This is a genomic window from Steroidobacter flavus (assembly GCF_042651805.1).
Lineage (GTDB): Bacteria > Pseudomonadota > Gammaproteobacteria > Steroidobacterales > Steroidobacteraceae > Steroidobacter > Steroidobacter flavus.
In genome coordinates this window covers 979,560-999,880 of the sequence record NZ_JBHSDU010000003.1, presented here as the reverse complement: position 1 = coordinate 999,880, position 20,321 = coordinate 979,560, and the positions used below count along the sequence as shown (strand labels likewise).

Below are 20,321 nucleotides of genomic sequence, written 5' to 3'. Positions count from 1 at the left end.
CGTAGCCCCGCCTCCCGCCCGCCACCTTGACCTAGATCAGACTCATCGCTGTTCTCACAAAGGCCAGTCCCGCAGGCGCCGGCTCGCAATGGCGCTAAAAATTACGAGCAGGATGCCGAGATACAGGCAGGTCCACGCGCTCCATCGCAGGCCGGCGCTCACGCCGACGTCCGCTTCGAACGAAGGCACGTCGTCGTAACGGGTAAAGTTGAGTCGCCCTGGGCAGTCCTCGCAACTACGTTGCGGATGAGCCGCATTGGCCAATGCCAACGGCTCGAAAAATCGCCGTAGTCGTTCACTGTACGCGTCGGCCGCTGCAAGGAAGTTCGTGTGCCGGCGCATGTCCGTGCCCGCCGCGGTTTGCAGCATGTTATCCAGCATCATTGCCGGCGAGAGCAGTCGTAACCAGTCGCTGGTGGTCTGCACGGCGAGTGTGCGTGAGTCGAATCGATCGCGTTGAGGCAATAGCGTGCGTCGATAGTAGTCGTCTCGTGCGAAACGTTTGACCTCCGCGCTCTTCACCACCTCCGGTGCAAACTCAGGGAAGCGAGCGAGCCACGCCGCATGCACCTCGGCTTCGTCGCCGTAAAATCCATCCATGGCCTGTCGACTCGAATCGATATAACTGATGCGCGAGGGCGCGGGATGAATGATATCGACCAGCAGCGCGGCGCCGGCTGGCAGCAGCACGGCCATCGTCGTCCATATCAACATCAGCGTGACGATCGATCCAATGGCTCCGCGCCAAAGCGAGGCGACCCACGCTGACAGCGAAATCCACAACAACACCCACAAGCAGATCGCCAGCGCGATCAAGCCGATCAACGGGTCGAGCACGAGTTGTTTCTGTGCTGCTAATGACAGTGCCGTGCCGCCGACGATGACGGCCAGCGAGACGATTGCGATGGCGCCGTACTTCGCGGCCGCGACGGTCCACGGCGCAATGGGCTGTGCCGCGATCAGACGCAGAATCCCGCTGTCCTGCTCGCCCGTCAGGCGAGTCGCTGTCACAGCGATCAAGGCGAGCGGTGCCAGATAGATGAGCACGAACGCCAGATCGAATGCGCCGAGCTTGAGCTCGTGAGGATTGCCCGGATCGTAAGCAGCATCGGGAAAGATCGAGTTGAAGTCGATGCGCACGTGACTCGGATACAGATCCGACTGGCCGAGCGCGAGCGCGCCCAACGGCAATGGCGGCTTCACGGCATGCGTCACCAGGAACCAGTTCATATAGCCGAAGGCGTCGGTAGGGTCCCGGTGATATTCGATCTTCAAATCCGATGGAATCGAATAACGCTGCGCGGCGGCCTTTGCTTCGCTCAGCGCCGCGGCTCGTTCGGCGGCGAGAGTTTGAAGCATGGCCTGCTCCCGTTTGACGTGAGCGGTGCCTGTCGCAGCGCCAATAAACATTGCGATGAGCAGCGGGCCGAATACGGCCCAGGTCAGCGGCTGGCGCAGCGTTTCTCGAAGCTCGAGTTGCAATAGTCGTCGGAAGGTCGGGTTCATGGCTTCACCCCTCGCGCGGCGAGGCTGACGGTGACGGCGGCCAGCGCGAGCCAGATCGCCAACAATGAGAGAGGAGTCGCGACCTCACGCAACGATTGAAACAACGGCGCGGGGCGATACACGAATGCCGGCACCTTCTCCCAAACATCGCGCGCGGCGAGATAGGCCACCCCGCCTTGCGTGGGATGATCGACCAGGTCCAGATTCATGGTGTCGGACAAAACGCGGCGATAGTTTTCGGCTGCGCGCAGGAAATCGCTGTGACGACGAAAGTCACTGCCGGCCAGGCCTGCCGACGCCGCCTGGACGGCGAGTAACGGCGAAGCGAGTCCGGCCCAGCCTTGCAGGTCGTCCTGATGGGATAAGCGAGCGAAGAACGCGCCGAGCTCGCGATCGAACACGGAGTAATCGTGTTGCTCGCGATCGTGCATCATCGCGCCCCGCAGATCGATGGGCAGCTCGGCGGCGTTCGCCACGCCATAGCGCTTGATGATGGCTTCCTGACGTTCCTGATGCAGATCGGCGCGGTTATAAAGTTTGATCTGTTCTTCGATCTTCGCGCGCGTCGCGGCGTACGAAGGGGTCGGCGCGGCGGACTCGATGGCTGCGGTGGTGAGTCGCGGGATCACGATGCACAGGACGACCCAGCAAAGAAGCCCAATGGTCAGCGCCGCACGCGACGTCCTTGCCACCAGCGATGCGAGCAATCCGATCAGCAGGAAGAACACGGCGTAGCTCGCTTGTGCCAGCGTCCACAGTGCCAGACGTGGCCACGCATGCCAGCCTTCAGCATCGAGAGCCGCAATAGATACTGCGCCCAGCACGAGCGCTGGCGTGCCAACGATCAAGGTTGTCGCCATTGCCAGTGCGCCGAAGCGGGCGAGCAGCAAGCGACCTGGGGCGATCCCGTTGCCGAGTGCGAGACGCAACGTGCCGCGCTCTCGATCGGCGGCGAAGGTCGCGAAGCTCAATAGCAGTGCCGCCAACGGCACGAGTAGCTGCGTAACATCCGCGACGGTCGACAGTCCGGCTCTCGATAGCGGCGAGCGTTCCTGAGCCGATCGATACAACGCGTCGTTGTACCGATGCGCCTCGATGCGGATCATTCGTCCGACGTAAGGCTCGATCCCGGGATCCAGCGTCGCGAGGGGTGAGGCGGGTTTGAATACCCACAGGCCGTAATGTGCGGCGCTGTGTGGATTCTTCGGATCTTGATTGAGCCAACGCTCGCGCTCGACCGTCGCCATGCGCGCCGCTTCGGCAGCCGTGCTTGTCGCTTCCTTGAACGAGATGCTGAAGGTCAGCGCCATCAATGCACACAGCGCTGCGGCGATCCAACGTACTCGCGGCTCTTTGAGCAGCAGAGAAAATTCCAATCGAATCAGGGGCAGCATCATGTGGAAAGCCGCTCCATATACAGCTGCTCCAGCGCGACGTGATCGAGCACTGAAGGATCGATGTCCTCGGCAATGCGGCCTCGATGTAGCACGCCGACGCGGTCCGCCAGCTCCTTGATGCGATACAGATCGTGCGTCGCCATCAACACGGCGGTGCCTCGTTCAGCCGCCGCTCTCACCACTTGTGAGAACTCGGCCGATGCGCTCGGGTCCAGCCCGGAGGTGGGCTCATCGAGCAATAACAGTTTCGCCGAGCGTGCCATCGCAATGGCGATGCCAACTTTCTGCCGCATGCCTTTGGAGTAGGACTGAGCAGGACGCTGCTGTGCTTCTACTGTCAGGCCCGCTTCAGTGAGCAATTCGCTCGAGCGGCCAGCGTCGAGCGTCAAGCCGGCGAGCGTCGTGAAGTAGCGCAAGTTGTCGAGGCCGGACATCGTCGCGTACAGCGCCACCTGTTCCGGAATGTAAGCAATGTGTTGCCGGGCTCGTAGCGGTTCGTGTGCGGCATCGATGCCGCATACATCCACCAGGCCCGCATCCGCTTTCAGGAAGCCGAGGATCAGGTTGATCGTCGTGGTCTTGCCGGCCCCGTTCGGGCCGAGCAAGGCGAAGACTTCGCCCGCGGACAGCTGCAGATCGAGACCGTCGAGCGCCGTGTGCGCGCCGAATCTCTTTTGCACGTTGGTCATGGCGAGTACGTTCATCGCATTCTCCACCGCAGAGAGGCGCTGTACGTGCGCCGTGGATACGGGTGGTAGTAATAGACGAGCTCGTCGGTGACGTTGTCGATGCCGAGCGAGGCTTCGATATTGCCGGTGAGCTGGTAGCTCGCCTTCAAGTCCACCAGGAAGTACTCGCTCATGTAGCCGTAACCACCGGAGCGGTCGTCGCTGTTGTCGATGAGGTTGTATTGCTTGCCTTCGTAAGCCAGGCCAATGCTCGCCGAAAGCAGCTCCAGCGGACGCCAAGTCGCTAGCAGCTTGCCGCGCCAGTTCGGAATGCGTGGGAAGTCATTGCCGACTGTGGCGGGGTTGTTGGGATTGTCACGAATCTCGCTTTGCTGATAGACCAGATTCGCGTCGAGGTCGACGCGCTGTGCAAACATGCCGAAGGTTGCGAGATTCAGCTCCAGTCCCCGGGTCAACACGCGGCCGATGCTGGTGTTGAACGTGGCCTGCTGAAACACGTTGTACTGATTGAAGATCGCGTCTTTCACGTCTTCGGAGAAAACGGCGACGGAGGCCTTGGCGCGACCGCCGGCGAGATCGAACCGACGAGTGAGCGAGACATCGAATGTCGTCGCGTCCTCGGGTTTCAGGTTTGGATCGCTCTGCACGAGATAGCCGCCGGTCGTGCGCGACTGAAAGAGCTCGGTGACCGTCGGAAAGCGATAGGCCCTGGCCGCCCGCGTTTGGACGGTAAGCTCGGGTGTCGTGCGCCAGGTCAGCGTCGCCTTCGGCGACCACTTCTGCTCGCTGCGTTCTGGATAATCGATGGACAGCGCGCCGAGCGTGCGCAAGCCGTCGCGGGCTTGCCAGTCTTCATAACGCAGGCCCAATGTCACATCCACGGCGGAACCGAGGCCCCAGGTATTTTCGCCGAACAACGCCGTCTGGCGAGTCTCGCCACGATTGCGTTCGGCGAGCGTGCCGCGCATTCCGGCGCGCCAGTTCGGCGATTGATAGGCGCTGTTCTGATTCCAGTAGCGCCCGTAGTCCGTGCCGAGCACGAGCGTCTTGCCCAGCCAATGTACGGCGTCGGGGGTGTAGATCGCGCGGAGCGCGCCGTTGCGCCAACCTTGATCGTCGGTCTCATTCACCTGACCGTTCGGAGCATTGGCCATCGTGGCGGTGCGAACGTCGCCATCGAGCACGTCGAACCCCGATGCCGACGCCTCGATCAACCAGCGATTGTCGAAACGTTTTTGCAACGTCGCACCGGCGAGCAGGTTGCGACTGGCGGTGACGTTGAGTTGCAGGATGGACAAGTTGTTCAAGTTGAACACGCGATCGCCGATCTGCACGCGGCCTCGGATGATCTGATTGCCATTGGCGTCACGCAGATACGATTGGTGATTCAACAGCTGGGAGCTGGCTTCCTGGTAGGCCAGCGTCGCGAACAGTCGCGTGTCCTCGTCGATGTCCCATTTGACCTTGCCCTTCACCACGTCGGTGGTGTCGTCGAAGGTGCTCGAGGTGCCGAACAGATAGCGATCGATACCGCCAGCGTCGATTTCGCGGATCGCGCCGCTGGCCGCGATGGCATCGACCGGCGTCGTCCCCGTGACGAGCGTGCCTGTGCTCACCGGAACCGTGAGGAAGTTGGCGGGGTTGCCTTCGGCTTCCAGATGATTGGCGTAAATCGCCCAGGACACATTGCCGGCGCGCGAGCCGATCGACGCGTCATAGCGTCGATTGTTGAGGCTCAGGTCGGTCTCATAGCCGCGGAAGTTTTGATACGCATCGAGCGCGCCGAGCGACATCTCGAACTTCTCGGGCATGTGGGTCGTGACGAAAATGCCCGTGCCCAGTGTGTTGCCGCTGTAGAGCGCGGAGAAGGGGCCATACATCACGTCGATGGATTCGATCTCGTCCGGCGCGAGCAGCCCCCACTTGGGCGCGTACAGGAAGCCGGAGCCGAGCAGGTTCGAGATGGGAATGCCGTCCATCAGAACCTGGCTGCGCGCGGCTTGCGGAGCGCTCGTGCCGCGGGACGCCGGCGCTCCGTTCGCGTCGCCGATGTAACGTTTGCGGATCTGGACATTCGAGACGTAACGCAAGGCATCTTCGGCGTTGATGACATTCATCGCCTCGATCTGACTGCGCTCGACCGAATCCGCCGCCACATTGATCGGCAGCGCCGCGGTCGCGCTCTTGCGGGCGGTGACCAGCATCTCCTCCAGTTGGGTGGGACTTTCAGGTTGCAGGACTGTCTGCGCCAGCGCGGGGCCGGCCAGGGCCAAGGGTGTCAGCAGCAGGGATCTGCCGACGATTGTTTGTAACGAATGAGTGAGCACGTCGCACCGTTGTGAGTCTTCGGGCCACGGGCCGGCGTTCCCAAAGACGTTGGTTCGTCTTCGAGACGCGTGCCCATGGCATGCCAAGCGGCTCAGGTGCCCGGAGGCACGCCAAGCTGCGGATTCAAGTTGGAATCAGCGACGGTTAAACGAGAGGCGGCGCGCGGCTGCGATAAGACGCAGCAGCAACGGCGGGAACGGTCGGCAGAATCTCGGCGGGCGCCGTGAAGTGCTGACGATGAGCGGTGGGAACGAACGTCCACACCGTGGGGGCGGCGCCGCCGGCAGGAAGAGAAGCGCAGAATCCGCACAGCTCTTTCGCACTGTGATGCGCATCGACATCGTCGAGCGGCGTGTGGAAGTGGGTCGCCGCCGCCAGCATCCACACGCAAATCACCATCGACAGCACGACGCTCAGGCGTCGCTGCAGGCGATGAGGATGAGATGTGAAGAACGACAGTGCCACGGCCAGCGTCTATAACAACCAAGACGGACCGCACAATATCACAATGTTTGTATTGCGCCAGTCCCTGGCCGCGGCGAATGCTGTCGTTGTGTTCAGGCTCCGTCGACCGGGCGCGTCACCGGCTTGCCTTGATCCTTCACCACGAAGACCACGAACTTGGCGGGCTCGGTCTTGCTCGCATTCATGGACTGACGATGAATGTCCGTGGGCTTTTCACGGAATGTTTCACCTTTGCGTACGGTGACCGGCTCTTTGCCATCCACCTGCATGACGACCGCGCCTTCCAGCACGTAGACGAACACATCTGCGTCGTGTCGATGCGGCAGGGACGTGCCGCCGGGCAGGTATTCGACGGTCAGCACCGTGACTTCCTTGCCGGGAATGCCGGTCAGCGGTTCTGTCAGCAGAGGTTGGACTACTGCGGGCTTGGGGTCCGCGGCCTGGGAGGCTGATCCGAGCAGCGCCACGCAGATTGCGGCGCCAATGGCGAGTTTGTTCATGACGTAGCTTGTTGATGGTTGGTGACACGCGCCAGAATGCGCCTGGACGCGGCTCCCTGAAAGAGCCAAAAAGGCCAACTTCGATGGAACCAGTTTTCGAGCTGCCCCTCCGCATTCCGCCCCGCAAATCGGGCGAGCGGTTGCGTTCGCTGCACGGGCAATTGAAAGCGGCCATCCTCGAAGGCCGGTTGCGGCCTGGGCTGCGGTTGCCGGCAACGCGGGTGCTTGCCAGTAACTATGGCGTGTCTCGAAACACTGCAATTGCAACTTACGATTTGCTGCTCAGCGAAGGTTACATCACGACTCGCCATGGCGCGGGGACCTATGTGGCTGATGTTGTGCCACGCGTGGCGCGCTGGGTTGGTCAGCAGAAGTCGAATGCTAAACGGGTGCGCCAGTTGGGCGAGTTCTGGCAACGCCCGCTCGTCGACGGCGCGCCGTCGCCGGGTCCGGTGCGCTATCAGTTTCGATTGGGCTTGCCCGATGTTTCCAAGTTTCCCATGGCGACCTGGCGTCGTTTGTCCGCCCGCTCGTTGCGGACCTTTGCTCGTCAGTCGCCCGTCGCCGAGACGGCCGCCGGTCGGCCCTCGTTGCGCGAGGCCATCGCGAAGCATGTTTCCTTCGCCCGGGCGGTGGCTTGCGATGCGGCCGATATTGTTGTGACCAGCGGCGCGCAGCAGGCGTTCGATTTACTCGCCCGAATTCTGCTGGCGCCGAAGCGCAATGTCGTGGCTATGGAAGATCCGGGCTATCAACGTGCGCGTATGGCGTTCATGGCGGCGGGTGCGAAGATCGTGCCCGTGCCGGTGGACGAGGAAGGATTGATCGTCGAGAAGTTGCCGACTACTGCCAGCGTTATCTACGTGACGCCGTCTCATCAGTTTCCCACAGGAGCGGTGATGTCACCGCGCCGTCGCGCGGAGTTGCTGGCGTTTGCCGGTGCTCACGATGCCGCGATCATCGAGGACGACTACGACGCGGAGTTCCGCTTCGGCTCGCGGCCGCTGGATGCTTTGCAGACGTTGGATCGGGCGGGGTCGGTGTTCTATGTTGGGACGTTCTCTAAGAGCTTGTTTCCAGACTTGCGTTTAGGCTTCGTCGCTGCGCCGTCGTGGGCGCAACCGGCCCTGCTCGCGGCGAAACACTATGCCGATGGGCAGTGCTCGCCGTTGTTACAGGAAACGTTGGCGAGCTTCATCAGCGAGGGGCAGTTGGCTCGGCACGTGCGTCGCATGCGACAGGTTTACAGCGGGCGTCGGGAGGCGCTGCTTCATGGGCTTCAGAAACATCTGAGCGAGCACTTGGTGCCGGTCCCGTCGGCCGCCGGCCTGCATCTCGCGGCGTACACGCAGTCACCTGTCGATGCCGAGCGGATCGTTGAGCGCGCGAATCGACAAGGGACGGGTGTTTATTCCCTCAGCCGCTTCCAAGTCGGCCGCACCGGCCGGAGCGGCCTGGTATTCGGCTACAGCAGCCTGACCGAACGCGACATCTCGGAGGGGCTAGTCAGGCTCGCGCGTGCCTTCGGCACTAGATAGTTGGTGAGTTCGGAGAGAGCTCGCTCGTTTGAGCCGCGCCGCTGAGCAATCGCTGGAGCAGCTCGCTCGTGCCTCGCCACCGAGTAATCGCTGGGTTGCTTGGTTGTACCGCGCAGCGGTGCAATAGCTGAAGTAGCTGCTTGTTCCTCGGCACAGGTAGTCGCTGAAGTGGCTCGTTCCTTAGTACCTGGCTGTGGCCGCTCGCTGAAGTGGCTCCGCGGGGTTGCTTCGAAGTGGCTCTTCTTCGGGGCCACTCGAAACGAGACAGTGCGCATCATGCTGTCACTACCATCCGGTCTCCGCGTCGCAGTCTTAACCGTGAGCATGGCGGTGTCCTCGATCGCTCACTCCTCCGAGCTCCCAGCCACGGGCCGCAAGATCGTCATCGAGAAGACCGGCGAGCGTTACGAATGGACGCTGGTTCAGGCTCCGTTACCGACCATCGCCGACGATCAAGTTCTGGTGCGCGTGCATGCGATCAGTCTGAACCGTGGTGAGCTCTCACGTCTGGAGCGGCAAAACTTCGCTGAGGCGGCGAAGACGCCGGTGTCGGATGCCGCGGGAGAAGTGGTTGCAGTCGGACGCGCAGTAAAGGATGTCCGGAAGGGCGAGCGAGTCACTAGCACGTACTTTAGAAACTGGATCGACGGTCCGTATCGAGAAGCCTATCTGGACGCTGTGTACGGTTGGAGCATCGAGGGTGTCGCTGCCGAATACGTGGCGCTCGATGCGCGAGCCGTCGTGCCGATCGCAAAAGATTTCAGCTACGAAGAAGCCTCAACTCTACCGACCGCCGCGCTGACCGCGTGGAACGGAGTCCTCGGGCGCGTAAACACACAGAAGGGCGACGTGGTGCTCGTGCAAGGAACCGGTGGCGTATCGACGTTCGCACTTCAGTTCGCGGTGGCGGCAGGTGCGCGAACGATTGTCACGAGCAGTTCGGACGAAAAGCTGGCGCATGCTTACAAGCTGGGCGCGCGAGAGGGCATCAACTATCGCAAGGAACCCGACTGGTCGAAGGCCGTACTGCGAGTGACAGACGGACGCGGTGCGGATCTCGTAATCGATGTAGTAGGCAAGAGCACGCTCGGACAATCGGTGGACAGCCTCGCGGACGAGGGTACGCTCGCCATCATCGGAGGAATCACGGGCTACGACGGCTCGTTATCCGCATGGGGACTGTTGAAGAAATCAGCGACCGCGAAAGGAATCTTCGTGGGCTCGCGCGCGGATTACCTCCGCATGAACGAATTCATCGCCCGCCACCACCTGCGCCCGCTCATCGACCGCGTCTATCCCATCGAGCAGTACAAGGAAGCCTTGCAGGCGATGGCCGCCGGCAACTTCATGGGCAAGATCGTACTGACGTTCTGACCGAGCCCTATCAGAACTTGTAGAGCCCGCTCACTGACAGCACGTTGAAATCGCCGCCGGAAACGTCAACGACCTCATACTCGCCACGCACTTCGATCTTCGCTCCGACATTGAAGGCGCCGCCGATGCCATAGGATAGGTCCGTGCTGCTGTCGCTATCCGAGCCGCGCAGGTTGCCCAGGCGGAGAGAGATGTCGGTATCGTACTTTGCGAAGCCCACTCTGCCGTACGCCGTGAAGATATCGCCGAGCGGCAGGCGGCCAAGTGCGGAGAAGTTCACCCCGGTGGCGGCGACCTGGATCGCAAAGTTGTTGACGCGCTCCTCCGGCTTGGCGCCGTCGAAGTAAGTGACCTCGAGCGCGAAGTTGGGGTAGACGTTGTAACCGAGAAACAGCTTGAACCCGGTGTCGTCGCCATCGAACCCCGTATCGTCGTCCTCGATCGATGTAGTGCCGAGGCCCGCACCGAGATAGAAGCCCGTGTGGGTTTCGGCAAAAACGCTGGTGCTCGCAAGCAAGCCGAGCAGAGCCAGTCCATTCACAGCCACGCGCTTGTGCATAGAATCACTCCTTGATGGGTGCCGGCAGTATGCCGAGCGCAGAGACCTCAAATTGAGAGGCCCATCACGATGCCGGGTGCGAATAGAGCCACGTCCAAGCGGCTAAACACGCGTTCTGACGCGAAATTCCCCGAGCCAGGCAGCCCAGCCCCAAGGCGCCGAGACCTACCGCCAGGCCTGATTCAGAATTGTCTGCTTATTGATCGAGCGCCTGATATGCTCGTCGCCCGACTTGGCGCGGGTGTTCATCGGGTTGTGCGATGTTGGGTGTCTGGCGCAGCGTCAGCTGTACCTTAGTTCTTTTCCTGTTCAGTTTGACTTGCAGCGCGCTCGATCGGAATCGATCGCTGCAGCAGTTTCATCACACCAGTTGGACAATCAACGAAGGTGCGCCCGGCCAGATCTCGGCGCTGGCCCAGACCGATGACGGTTATTTGTGGCTGGCCGCGCCCGATGCCTTGTATCGTTTCGATGGCGTGCGCTTCGAAGCCATCCCCGACGACGTCATTCCCCAGACCACCATCCAGTCGCTGTTCGCCGCGAACGGCGGACTTTGGGTTGGCTATCAAAAAAACGGCGTCAGCTTTTTAAAGGACGGCCGCGCCCGGCACTACGACCAGCAGGACGGTTTGCCGTTTGGTACGGCGATGGGACTGCAAGCCGACGCTGAAGGAACCCTGTGGGTGACCACGTCGACGGGCCTGGCCCGCTTCGACGGCAAGCGCTGGCACAAGGTGACGCTCGATCCTGCTCAGCCGGAAGCAGAAACACGCGCGGTGTTCCTCGATCGCGACGGCACGCTGTGGGTCGCGATGAAGGATCGTGTGTTTTATTTGTGGGCGGGCTCGCACGCGTTCGAAGAAACGGGCGAGCGCATCGGGTTCGCAGGACGTTTCGCGCAGGCGCCGGACGGGAGAGTGTGGGTCGCGGAGGCGGATGGCGCAATTCATCCGTTGCGCCGGCCGGGGGAGAAGTCCGCGCCGGCGACCCGGATCGAGATTCAGTCGGCCGGCATTCTGTTCGATCGCGACGGTGTGTTGTGGATGTCCGGGCTCGGCAGTGGCATGCATCGACAGTCGCGGGCCGGTGCGCCGATAGAAACATTCACGCGCAGGGACGGATTGAGTGCCGATTATGCGTGGCCGCTGTTCGAGGATCGTGAGGGCAACATTTGGGCAGGCACCAGCGGCGGCCTGGATCGATTTCGCTACTCCGCGTTGATCCAGGCGCCCTTTCCGGATGGCGCGCATGATTTTGCATTGGTGCCGGGTGAGCATGGTGAGGTTTGGGCGGGCACGACCACGCATCGGTTGATGCGCTTACGCGGCGAGGAAGTGTCAGAGCACGGGCCTCAGCTGCGCGTCACTGCCACGAATCGAGATCGTCGCGGCACGTTGTGGTTTGGCGGCCCGCAGGGAATCTGGCGAGTGATTGACGGCGAGCCAAAGCTGGTTTCGCCCTTGCCGAGCAGCGTCGTTGTCGATGATGTTCAAGCACTGGCGGTGGACGATGCCGGCGTGGTGTGGGCAGCGATCCAAGGCGTCGGCGGTCTCTGGAAATATGAGAACAATCGCTGGACGAACCTGCCCAACGCACCGGGCGTCGAAGCGCGCCGTGCGCCTCGAACGTTACTGACCGATTCGCACCGGCAGCTGTGGATCGCTTACGCCAACAATGCGCTGGTGAGATCCGATGCGTCGGGCATGCATCTCTACTCGCAAAACGAGGGATTGTCGCTGGGAGATGTGCTGGCGCTGTTCGAAGGTCGGCACGGTCTCTGGGCCGCGGGCGAGAAGGGCTTGCAGCTGTTGCACTCGGATCGCTTTCAGTCCGTGAGCGCTACGGATCCGAAAGCGCTGCACGGTATTTCCGGCGTCGTTGAAACGGCGGAAGGCGATCTTTGGCTGCATACGATGGGCGGCATCTTGCACATCGCGGCGGCGGAGCTGGATCGAGCCGTTCAAGATCCGAAGTACGCGGTGAGCTTCGATCGCTTCGATTATCTGGACGGGCTGGTCGGACGTCCGACGCTGCTTCGGCCGTTGCCGACGATGATTCAGGGCGACGATGGTCGGCTGTGGTTCGCGACCGACGATGGCGTCGTCTGGATCGATCCGCGGCACATTGTTCGCAATTCGCAGGTGCCGAGGATCGCGATCACGTCATTGAATATCAAAGGCGTCGCGCAGCCGCTCAAGCCTGGGATTCAGCTGCCGGTGGGCACGCGCAGTCTTGAAATCGATTTCGCCGTGCTCAGTCTGTCGATTCCGGAGCGCGCTCATGCGCGCTATCAACTCGAAGGAATGGATGATAGTTGGCGTGACGCGGGCTCGCGCCGGCAGGCGGGCTTCACCAACCTCGGGCCCGGTGGCTACCGCTTCCGTGTCGTCGGCTCGAATAACGATGGCGTATGGAACGAAGAGGGCGCGTCGCTGGAGTTTTCGATCCTGCCGGCGTTCTATCAAACGCACTGGTTCCGGATTCTCGCGATTGCCGTGGCGCTGATGTTGTTGGCCGGCTTGTATCAGTTGCGCATGCGACAAGTTTCCAAGCAGATGCACGACCGACTGGCCGAGCGGATCGCGGAGCGCGAGCGTATTGCCCGCGAGTTGCACGACACGCTGCTGCAAGGATTCCAGGGATTGATTCTGCGCTTTCAATCGGTGGTTGATCGGATCCCGACGCAGGAGCCGGCGCGACAGATGATGGAGAGCGCGTTGGAGCGAGCCGATCAGGTGCTCGTCGACGGACGCGACCGAGTGCGCGATCTGCGCTCGTCCGAGGCGACCGAGAGCGACCTGGCGGAAGCGTTCAAACAAGTCGCGCAAGAGGTCGCGGCCGAGAGTGCAACGATCGATTTGCAGATTGTCGAGATCGGCACCGCGCGCCCGCTTCATCCCATCGTGCGCGATGAAGCGTACTGGATCGGACGCGAGGCCTTGCTCAACGCGCTCCGTCATGCACAGGCGAAGGCCGTCGAAGTGGAAGTTCAGTACGAGCCGCGCGAGTTGCGAATCAATGTTCGCGATGACGGTCGCGGAATTCCCGACGACGTGCTCGAATCCGGCGGACGGGACGGCCGCTGGGGACTGACGGGTATGCGCGAGCGAGCGCGCAAGATTCACGGACGCGTCGAGATCTGGAGCCGCAGCGATGCGGGCACCGAGGTCCAACTTCGCGTGCCCGGCGCGATCGCCTATGATCAAGCCGCACGTCGCACATCGTGGTTTCAGCGCATCAGCAGCCTGTATCGCTGAGCGCGCTGCGGAGAACGTCGCATGCAACGCTCACTGATCGTTCTGGGCCTGGTCATCGCGCTGGTCGGGCTCGCCTGGCCGTGGATTTCGAAGCTGCCCATTGGCCGGCTTCCCGGCGACTTCATGATCGACCGGCCGGGCTTCAAACTGTTTTTTCCGCTGACCACCATGGTCATCGTCAGCGTCGTGATCTCGCTGATCCTGATGATTTTCAGAAAGTAGCTTTGCCCGCACCCGGTGCCCACGACACCGACAGCAACCAGTTGCTCTCGATGCCGGGATGAATTTTCTGTTCCAGGAACTGTTGCGTGAGCAGCGTGCCCGCGTCGATGGACAGATGCGCCGGCAGGTACGTGATCGTAAAACCGAGGGTCAGGGACGGATCGCCGAAATGTTTGCCGTTACCGGCGCTGGCGGTGTCGCCGTGAATATCGAAATCAGGGCCGGTGATGTGGCCTTGAATGCCTCGTCTGGGCGTCGGATAGGCGAACAACGCATGCGGAGTAAACACCCAATCGCCACGGCCGCGCGGCACTTCCAATCCGACGAACGGAGCGATGTGATCGTAACGCGCATCGAAATCGATCTGGCCCTGCAGCCCTGACTGCGGGCCGCTCGCGATCACGTAGTCGAAGCGATAGTCCTTCAGGTCGACCCGTTGCCATAGCACGCCGACGACCCAGTTGTGCTCGCCGAACAGACCTTCCTCTTGATGTCGCGCCCAGAACAAGCCGGCGCCGAAGTCTTTCGCCGTGCCATTGAGATTGCTGAACTCCGCGTCCACCGGTCGCTCGATCGGTGTCTCCGGGGCGAACAACGTTTGCAACGGCCGGCTGTCGTGGTCGGCTTGCAGCCGCAAGGGATCGTAAAAGCCGAAGGCGCCCAGCCGTGTCTTGCTACTCAGCGATCGCGTGGCGGACATCGAGAGTAACGGCCCTGCAATGCTCAGATCGCCGGCGCCCGCGGAAGCATAGGCTGCCTGCAACTGAAATGCGGTGCGCTGCTCGCCGGTGCCCAAATTCCAGATCGGCAGCGTCGCGTACCGATTGTCCATCATGACTTCGGGCAGATGCTCCTGGACGTACTCGATGTCGTGCTCCGCCCAGGCTAGACCGCTCGTCCCTAGCGCGAGCGCGCCGAGCAGCGCGGCAGATGGGCGGTTCATGGGAGAATGCACGCGGGTCTCGCAGGTGGCGCTTACTTATGACGTAGGACGCGCCGTGCCGCGAAACCAATCGCATCCACAGTCAGTTATCCAGCAATGAAAAAGACCGATTCACGCCTGGACGGCAGGGTCCGCGTCCGTGGCGCGCGTGAGCACAATTTGAAAAATGTCGATGTGGAGATTCCACGCGATGCGTTGGTGGTGTTCACCGGCGTGTCGGGGTCGGGAAAATCCTCGCTCGCGTTCGGCACGTTGTACGCCGAGGCGCAGCGGCGCTATCTGGAATCGGTATCTCCGTATGCACGGCGATTGTTTCATCAGATGGGCGTGCCGCAGGTGGATGAGATCGACGGCTTGCCGCCGGCCGTCGCGCTTCAACAGCAACGGGGTTCGCCGACGACGCGCTCATCGGTAGGCAGCGTAACGATGCTGTCGAACCTGCTCCGCATGCTGTATTCGCGGGCGGGCGACTATCCGCGCGGTCAAGCGCTGCTCTATGCCGAGTCGTTTTCGCCGAACACGCCGCAGGGTGCGTGCCCGACCTGTCATGGGTTAGGCAGGATTTACGATGCCACCGAAGCATCGATGGTGCCCGATCCTTCGCTCAGCATTCGGGAACGAGCGATCGCCGCGTGGCCGCCGGCGTGGCATGGGCAGAATTTGCGAGACATCGCGGTGACGCTCGGCTTCGACATCGACAAGCCCTGGCGTGAATTGTCGAAGAAAGATCGCGATTGGCTGCTGTTCACCGAGGAGCAGCCGACGGTGCCGGTGTATGCGGGCTACGAGCCGAGTGAGGTGCGACGGGCGTTGAAGCGCAAGGAAGAGCCGAGTTATCAGGGAACGTTTACTGGCGCGCGTCGCTACGTTCTGCACACCTTCGCGAACACCGAAAGTGCGCTGATGAAGAAGCGGGTGTCGCAGTACCTGGTCAGCACCGACTGTCCGCTCTGCAAGGGCAAGCGGTTGAAGCTCGAAGCGCTGTCCGTGAAGTTTGCCGAGTTGGACATCGCGGAGATGTCGGGCCTGCCGCTGAAGGAGCTGGCCAAGTTGTTGAAGCCGTACGCGTCCGGCACGACGCCGCGCTGGCGCAAGCTCGAGGCGGAGCATCCGGAAAAGGCGATGGTCACACAGCGCATCGTGCAGGATTTGGAAGCGCGAGTCGCGGTGATGCTCGACTTGGGCTTGGGCTATTTGTCACTGGAGCGGAGTACGCCCACGCTGTCGCCGGGTGAGCTGCAGCGTCTGCGGCTCGCGACTCAAGTGCGATCGAATCTGTTCGGCGTCGTGTATGTGCTCGACGAGCCGTCGGCGGGCTTGCATCCCGCGGACACGAAGGCGTTGCTGACCGCGCTCGATCAGTTGAAGCAAGCGGGCAACTCGTTGTTCGTTGTCGAGCACGAGCTCGATGTGATTCGGCATGCCGATTGGATCGTGGATGTTGGCCCGGCCGCGGGCGAGCATGGCGGTCAGATCTTGTATAGCGGGCCGCCGAAAGGTCTAGCGTCGATCGAGACGTCGCATACGCGGCGGTTCCTGTTCTCCGAGTTCAAGCTGCCGCCGCGTGAGTCGAGAGCGCCGCGTGAGTGGTTGAAGTTGAGTGGAGTGACACGAAACAACTTGGAACGGCTCGACGCGCAGTTCCCGCTGGGCTTGTTGACCAGCGTCACCGGCGTGTCGGGCTCGGGTAAGTCGACGCTTGTGAGCCAGGTGTTGGTTGAGCTGGTCTCCGCGCATCTCGGGCAAACGGTCGCTCCGGACGAGGAGGAGGGCAGCGAGCTGGAACGCACTGTCGTGCATACGCTCGGCGGGAAAATCGTCAGCGGCATGGATCGAATCAAGCGATTGGTGCGGGTGGACCAGAAACCGATCGGTCGCACGCCGCGCTCCAACCTCGCGACCTACACCGGGCTGTTCGACTACGTCCGAAAGCTGTTCGCAGCTACGAAGACCGCGCGCTCGCGTCGTTACGATGCGGGTCGATTTTCCTTCAACGTCGCGAAGGGCGGTTGCGAGACCTGCGAAGGCGAGGGCTTTGTGATGGTCGAGCTTTTGTTCTTGCCGAGCGTGTACGCGCCTTGTCCGACGTGTCACGGTGCCCGATACAACGCGCAGACGTTGGAGGTTCGATATCGGGACAAGAACATCGCCGACGTGCTGGCGATGACCGTGGATGCGGCGTGGAAGTTCTTTGAGGACGAGCCGCACATCCATCGCTCGCTCGATGTGCTGCGCGAAGTCGGGCTGGGATATTTGCGGCTCGGGCAGGCGGCGACGGAGCTGTCCGGCGGCGAAGCTCAGCGCATCAAGCTGGCCACGGAACTGCAACGCTTGTCCAAGGGCGACACCTTATATGTACTGGATGAGCCGACCACCGGCTTGCATCCGTCCGACGTCGAGCGATTGGTTATCCAGCTCGAGCGTCTGGTCGAGGCGGGCAACACCGTCGTGGTTGTCGAGCACGATATGCGCGTAGTCGCGGGCAGCGATTGGGTGATCGATATGGGACCGGGCGCGGGCGATGAAGGCGGCTCAGTGGTCGTGACCGGTTTGCCCACTCAGGTCGCTCAGTCAAAGCGGAGCCGAACGGCGCCTTACCTTGCGGAGTTCCTCGCGGATGCGACCGGCTCTTAGAAGCGCACCTGTCTCGAGCTGCTGACCTTCGCCATCAGTGCGTGAGAAAAGATATATAACGCGTGTTTAGTGTCGGCCGCCGCTCCGGCGCCGACGCAGTCCGCCGGGATGACCAGTTCGTACTCACGAACGTGCGCATCCATGGCGGTGAACAACACGCACTGATGACTGGTGATCCCGGTGGCGATCAACCTGTGAACCTTCAGTCGCTCGAGCAGGGTGTGCAGCGGCGTGCCGAAGAATGCCGAGTGCCGCGGCTTGAACATGAAATAGTCCTCGGGCGTGGGCGCCAGCAGCTGGACTATCTTCCGCCCGCGGGAGTCGGGCTGCATGCAACGATCGACAAAGGATTTCTGATCGGACTCCCACTTGCCGGCCGTGTCATTCACATAGATCACAGGCACCTTTGCCCGGTGCGCGCGTTCTCTCAATCGCGCAATGTTCGGAGCAGCCGTGAGCGCGCTTCGTACGATGCGCCCGCCGTCCGGGTAGCGAAACTCGGAGATCATGTCCAGGATCAGCAGCGCTGTGCCGGGTTTGTGTCGGATGGGCATGTGCAGAGAATGTGGCAGCGGCGTGATGGTTCCTTGCCCGGGGAACCCGGCTGACCTGGCAGGAATTTCAAGCAGCATGAGTCTGCCTGCCTTGCTGGAAAATCTACTGTGGTGGGGCGTCTATCCGCTGTGGCTGCTGGCGGGCGGGGCCGATTACCTGTGTCATCGGCAGACCGACATCGAGCACACCTCCGGCAGCGTCGAGTCCTGGTTCCACCTGCTGCAATTCCTGACGCTGCTGATCGCGATCGCGGCTGGCTCACTGCTCGAGCCGAATGCGCTCGTGTTCGGCGCGATGGTCGTGGCAGTCGTGGCGCATACCGTGCTGGCCCATCTGGATGTTTCTTACACGGATGGTCAGCGCTACATCTCGCCATTCGAACAGCTCATCCATGGCTTCATGGATGTATTGCCGCTGGTTGCCGTCGCCCTCTTCGGGGTGTTGCACTGGCAGCAGATCGGTGCCGGGTTGAGTGGCGCCTCGCTCACTCTGGTGCGCCCGGACTCAAGCCGCGTGTTGTTGTTGGCGAGCTTCACCGTCCTGGCCGGCGTGCCCATCCTGGAGGAACTGGTGCGAACGCTGCGACATCGCGGCGAGCGCAAGCAGCTGCGGTATCAGGCGGGTTTCGCGACCATTAAATAGAACACGACGACCAGCGCCGCGAATGCAACGATGCCGAGCGCGACCCATCCCTTGAGAAAGGTCCAATAGCGCTGTGGCAACTCCGTGCCGTTAGCAGCAGCGGTCACTGCCATGTCGCGCATCTTGATCTGCATCCACACCACCGGCAGCCAGGCCGCGCCGGCGAGAAAGAACAAAGCGATGGACACGACGATCCAGGTGCTCGATAGCGGGAAGCCGGCGAGGTGAATCAAGTAGAGGCCGGTGAGCGGTTGAATGACGATGGTGGGCGTCGTGAAGGCGTAGTCCGCGATCACGACATAGCGAACGACGGTTGCGATGACCCGGGTATCGCGCGTCAAGCTCGCAAAGAACATGTAGAACGCCGAGCCCAGCCCCGTGCCGAACAAGATGGTCGACGACAGGATGTGCAGCCACTTTACGACGAGGTATTCCATCGACGCGCTTCCAGCGTGTACAGCAGATAGATGGCTGCGAGCATCACCAGGTTCTTGCTCAACGGCCCATAAGGATGCAGCCAGAACTCCGGCAGCTTGAAGGTGATGATCAGTGTGTAGCCGCCGATGACCGCGAGTTGCAGCAGCCATAGCCATCGGCGCTGTCGCAGGACCAAGGTGCCAACGCCGACCAATAGATCGAGCACGGCCGCGCCATACAACATCACTGGCGCCAGCGCGCCGCCGATCCCGACGCGGGCGAGCAAGTCGTAACTGTCCTGGATCGGGTACAAGCCCAGCGACACGATGCCGGTCCAGATCCAAACGAGCGCGATGCTGTATCTGAGCAGCGGTAACAGCCAGGCCAGCTGAGCTGCGATCAGCATCGCTGCCCGTTGCTCATCGCCGATCAATTGTTCGGTGGCTCGTGGCGGGTGGCCGAGCAGTCGCTGCGTATCGTCGGGCGGAGCCGTATTGCCGGCGTTGAGCATGGACAATGTTTCTCGATCCAAGAGCGAACCCGGCAAATGCTCGGCGACCGAGGCCGATAAGTACATCATGCCGGCGGGAATATTCACGAACCTTGCACGAGACGATTGTAGCCGCGCGCGTAATCGTTGCAGGAAATCTTTGAAGGCGATGGGTTCGGGGCCGACGAGCGCGACGCGCCGGCGCTCCATTTCAGAGGTTTCGATGATTTTTTCGATGGCGGCAATCGCATCGTCGACGTGAATGGGCTGAACCTGCTGATGGCCGCCGCCAGGCAGAGGAATGATTGGCAAGCTCGCGAGCAGCGTGAACAGCGTGGCGCTCGCGCCGCCGGCGCCGAACACGAGCGAAGGTTGAACGATCGTCCAGCGCAGCGGCAGCGACGCTAGATATTGATCGGCCGCGTGCTTGCTCGTGAAATATCCAGTGCTGCCGCGATCGGCACCCAGCGCGGAGATTTGCACGACTTTCTCAACGCCTGCCTCAGCGCATGCCGCGAACAGAGCCTGTGGTGCGCGCACGTGAATGTTCTCGAAGGTCTGGTTGCCGTGCTCGCGAATGATGCCGACCGCGTTGACGACCGCGTCGACGCCTGCCAGTCGACCTGCCCATGTCGACGGCTCCAGATCGCGCGTGTAATCGGCGGCAATCGAGTCGCCATCGGTAGCGCGTCGACCGACCGTAATGACCCGATGCCCACGCGCACGCAGAGCCGCCGTCAGACGGCGTCCGATAAATCCTGTGGCGCCGGTGATAAGGATGACCATGGAGGGCGGAACCGGGAGG

At 61.9% G+C, this 20,321-nt stretch carries 17 protein-coding genes; 6 read left to right on the top strand and 11 right to left on the bottom strand.

All coding sequences use genetic code 11. The annotated features are described in order from the left end of the window. Window positions 1-54 precede the first annotated feature (54 nt). The 6 genes from ACFPN2_RS09945 to ACFPN2_RS09920 all read right to left on the bottom strand — a co-directional run bounded on the left by ACFPN2_RS09945 (window position 55) and on the right by ACFPN2_RS09920 (window position 6,885). Window positions 55-1,506 (bottom strand): ABC transporter permease subunit, encoded by a 1,452-nt coding sequence (locus ACFPN2_RS09945; protein ID WP_380596456.1) that lies wholly within the window; start codon window positions 1,504-1,506, stop codon window positions 55-57. Then, the gene (locus tag ACFPN2_RS09940; RefSeq protein WP_380596455.1) at window positions 1,503-2,903 is read right to left on the bottom strand and encodes a DUF3526 domain-containing protein; all 1,401 of its coding nucleotides are present in this window, start codon (window positions 2,901-2,903) and stop codon (window positions 1,503-1,505) included. Before ACFPN2_RS09940 ends, ACFPN2_RS09945 begins: the two co-directional genes overlap by 4 nt. Continuing rightward, entirely contained in the window at window positions 2,900-3,607 is a 708-nt protein-coding gene (locus ACFPN2_RS09935; protein ID WP_380596454.1) for an ABC transporter ATP-binding protein, read from the bottom strand. Before ACFPN2_RS09935 ends, ACFPN2_RS09940 begins: the two co-directional genes overlap by 4 nt. Beyond that, window positions 3,604-5,919 (bottom strand): TonB-dependent receptor, encoded by a 2,316-nt coding sequence (locus tag ACFPN2_RS09930; RefSeq protein WP_380596453.1) that lies wholly within the window; start codon window positions 5,917-5,919, stop codon window positions 3,604-3,606. Before ACFPN2_RS09930 ends, ACFPN2_RS09935 begins: the two co-directional genes overlap by 4 nt. Before the next feature lie 145 nt (window positions 5,920-6,064). Next, window positions 6,065-6,385: a hypothetical protein gene (locus ACFPN2_RS09925; RefSeq protein WP_380596452.1), complete on the bottom strand. Its 321-nt coding sequence runs from the start codon at window positions 6,383-6,385 to the stop codon at window positions 6,065-6,067. A 92-nt stretch (window positions 6,386-6,477) separates the two neighbouring features. Then, entirely contained in the window at window positions 6,478-6,885 is a 408-nt protein-coding gene (locus ACFPN2_RS09920) for a cupin domain-containing protein (RefSeq protein ID WP_380596451.1), read from the bottom strand. 83 nt (window positions 6,886-6,968) lie between these two features. On the opposite strand from ACFPN2_RS09920, the gene pdxR reads away from it, so the two are divergent. Then, entirely contained in the window at window positions 6,969-8,423 is a 1,455-nt protein-coding gene (gene pdxR / locus ACFPN2_RS09915; protein WP_380596450.1) for a MocR-like pyridoxine biosynthesis transcription factor PdxR, read from the top strand. A 330-nt stretch (window positions 8,424-8,753) separates the two neighbouring features. Next, entirely contained in the window at window positions 8,754-9,797 is a 1,044-nt protein-coding gene (locus ACFPN2_RS09910) for a zinc-dependent alcohol dehydrogenase family protein (RefSeq protein WP_380596449.1), read from the top strand. A gap of 10 nt (window positions 9,798-9,807) precedes the next feature. On the opposite strand, the gene ACFPN2_RS09905 is transcribed toward ACFPN2_RS09910, so the two are convergent. Next, window positions 9,808-10,356, bottom strand: a complete 549-nt coding sequence (locus ACFPN2_RS09905) for an outer membrane beta-barrel protein (RefSeq protein ID WP_380596448.1) — start codon at window positions 10,354-10,356, stop codon at window positions 9,808-9,810. A 260-nt stretch (window positions 10,357-10,616) separates the two neighbouring features. On the opposite strand from ACFPN2_RS09905, the gene ACFPN2_RS09900 reads away from it, so the two are divergent. Beyond that, a complete protein-coding gene (locus ACFPN2_RS09900) occupies window positions 10,617-13,613 on the top strand; it encodes a sensor histidine kinase (protein WP_380596447.1) in 2,997 nt (998 codons plus the stop codon). 21 nt (window positions 13,614-13,634) lie between these two features. After that, window positions 13,635-13,835 (top strand): DUF2905 domain-containing protein, encoded by a 201-nt coding sequence (locus ACFPN2_RS09895; protein WP_380596446.1) that lies wholly within the window; start codon window positions 13,635-13,637, stop codon window positions 13,833-13,835. On the opposite strand, the gene ACFPN2_RS09890 is transcribed toward ACFPN2_RS09895, so the two are convergent. Beyond that, entirely contained in the window at window positions 13,825-14,778 is a 954-nt protein-coding gene (locus ACFPN2_RS09890) for a hypothetical protein (RefSeq protein ID WP_380596445.1), read from the bottom strand. The two genes, ACFPN2_RS09895 and ACFPN2_RS09890, sit on opposite strands and share 11 nt — an antisense overlap. A 96-nt stretch (window positions 14,779-14,874) precedes the next feature. On the opposite strand from ACFPN2_RS09890, the gene uvrA reads away from it, so the two are divergent. After that, window positions 14,875-17,412: an excinuclease ABC subunit UvrA gene (gene uvrA, locus ACFPN2_RS09885; protein WP_380596444.1), complete on the top strand. Its 2,538-nt coding sequence runs from the start codon at window positions 14,875-14,877 to the stop codon at window positions 17,410-17,412. On the opposite strand, the gene ACFPN2_RS09880 is transcribed toward uvrA, so the two are convergent. Next, window positions 17,409-18,044 (bottom strand): cysteine hydrolase family protein, encoded by a 636-nt coding sequence (locus tag ACFPN2_RS09880; protein WP_380596443.1) that lies wholly within the window; start codon window positions 18,042-18,044, stop codon window positions 17,409-17,411. The two genes, uvrA and ACFPN2_RS09880, sit on opposite strands and share 4 nt — an antisense overlap. On the opposite strand from ACFPN2_RS09880, the gene ACFPN2_RS09875 reads away from it, so the two are divergent. Beyond that, entirely contained in the window at window positions 18,043-18,609 is a 567-nt protein-coding gene (locus ACFPN2_RS09875; RefSeq protein WP_380596442.1) for a diguanylate cyclase, read from the top strand. The genes ACFPN2_RS09880 and ACFPN2_RS09875 overlap by 2 nt on opposite strands. Here the strand turns inward: ACFPN2_RS09875 and ACFPN2_RS09870 are convergent. After that, window positions 18,582-19,046, bottom strand: a complete 465-nt coding sequence (locus ACFPN2_RS09870; RefSeq protein ID WP_380596441.1) for a DUF2269 family protein — start codon at window positions 19,044-19,046, stop codon at window positions 18,582-18,584. The genes ACFPN2_RS09875 and ACFPN2_RS09870 overlap by 28 nt on opposite strands. After that, entirely contained in the window at window positions 19,028-20,302 is a 1,275-nt protein-coding gene (locus tag ACFPN2_RS09865) for an NAD(P)H-binding protein (RefSeq protein WP_380596440.1), read from the bottom strand. The genes ACFPN2_RS09870 and ACFPN2_RS09865 overlap by 19 nt, the downstream gene beginning before the upstream one ends. Window positions 20,303-20,321 lie beyond the last annotated feature (19 nt).